Source organism: Saccharomonospora sp. NPDC046836, from assembly GCF_040645195.1.
Classification (GTDB): Bacteria; Actinomycetota; Actinomycetes; order Mycobacteriales; family Pseudonocardiaceae; genus Prauserella_A.
Genome location: NZ_JBEYXW010000125.1, coordinates 1 through 1,558, shown reverse-complemented (window position 1 = coordinate 1,558; position 1,558 = coordinate 1). Strand labels below are relative to the sequence as shown.

General features: G+C 73.0%; 1 protein-coding gene and 1 pseudogene. Both read left to right on the top strand.

Annotation, left to right across the window (positions count from 1 at the left end):
- Positions 1-135: 135 nt before the first annotated feature.
- Positions 136-825 (top strand): annotated as a pseudogene (locus ABZ863_RS35650) (metallophosphoesterase); the annotation flags it as partial.
- 148 nt (positions 826-973) lie between these two features.
- On the top strand, positions 974-1,420 hold the full coding sequence (locus ABZ863_RS35645; RefSeq protein ID WP_095730274.1) for an SRPBCC family protein: 447 nt from the start codon (positions 974-976) through the stop codon (positions 1,418-1,420).
- The last annotated feature ends 138 nt before the right edge of the window (positions 1,421-1,558 follow it).

The following is a 1,558-nucleotide window of genomic DNA, read 5'->3' as shown; positions in this document are numbered from 1 at the left end:
AGGCCCCTACACAAGGAGCAGTCGATGAGGAACATCCCGATCAACCTGAGTGGCTACAAGCTGACGGTGGCGGAGGCGCGGAGCGAGTAGGGGAGCAACGCGAAGGACCTCGCCCGCGCGGGCGAGGGTGCCGACGCCCTGGTCTGCCTCGGCGATCTGGTCCTCTTCCTCGACTACCGCGACCACGCGCGCGGCATCTTCCCCGACCTGTTCGGCGCCGAGGCCGCCACCCGCGTCGTCGAACTGCGCACCGCCCGCCGCTTCGAGGAGGCCCGGGCCTTCCAGCGCGCCCTGTGGGGCGGCATCGACCGCGAGCGTGCCCTGGAGGAGGCGGTCCGCCGCCAGTACGCCGAACTCTTCGCCGCCTTCCCCACCCCGACCTACGCCACCTACGGCAACGTCGACGTGCCCCGCCTGTGGCCCGAGTACGCCCGTCCCGGCACCACCGTCCTCGACGGCACCCGCACCGAGATCGGCGGCCGCGTCTTCGGATTCGTCGGCGGCGGCCTCCCCTCCCCGATGCGCACCCCGTACGAGATCCCCGAGGAGGAGTACGCCGCCAAGATCGAGGCCCTCGGCGAGGTCGACGTCCTCTGCACCCACATCCCGCCCCAGGTCCCCGAACTCCTCTACGACACCGTCGCCCGGCGCTTCGAACGCGGCAGCTCCGCCCTGCTCGACGCCATCCACCGCACCCGCCCCCGGTACGCCCTCTTCGGCCACGTCCACCAGCCGCTGGCCCGCCGGATGCGGATCGGCGCCACCGAGTGCGTCAACGTCGGCCACTTCGCCAGTACCGGAAAGCCCTGGGCGCTCACCTGGTGATCCGGCCCCGCCCGGCACCGGGGAGCCACGTGACCTCGCCCGCCCCGGCGCGCGGTAGCCTGCACGCGGCGGGACGCCCGACAGCACCCGGCCGAGGCCGCACCCGGACGGGCCCGGCCGCACCGTTCAGCATGGAGGAGCCACGGCGATGGCGGAACACACCAGCTCTAGCATCACGATCGACGCGGCCCCGGCCGAGGTCATGGCCGTCATCGCCGACTTCGCCCGCTACCCGGAGTGGACCGGCGAGGTGAAGGAGGCCGACGTCCTCGCCACCGACGACCGGGGCCGCGCCGAGCAGGTCCGCCTCGTCCTCGATGCCGGCGCCATCAAGGACGACCACACCCTCGCCTACACCTGGCACGGCCCCGACCAGGTCCGCTGGACCCTGGTCAAGTCCCAGATGCTCCGCGAACTGGACGGCTCCTACACCCTCGCCGACCTCGGCGAGGGCCGCACCGAGGTCACCTACCAGCTGACCGTCGACGTCAAGATCCCCATGCTCGGCATGATCAAGCGCAAGGCCGAGAAGGTCATCATCGACCGCGCCCTCGCGGGCCTGAAGAAGCGCGTCGAGTCCCACCCGGACGCCTGACCCGCCCGCTCCACCAGGGCACCACCCCCGAACAGGGAGGACGACCGTGCGCACGGTCCTCGTCACCGGACCCGGCGGCGCGGGCCGCACCACCCTCGCCGCCGCCACCGCCCGGGCCGCCGCCCGCGCCGGCACCCG

What these genes read in the sequence shown, in the direction of transcription:
- ABZ863_RS35645 (WP_095730274.1), top strand. Translation starts at nt 974, where the DNA reads ATGGCGGAACACACCAGCTCTAGCATCACGATCGACGCGGCCCCGGCC.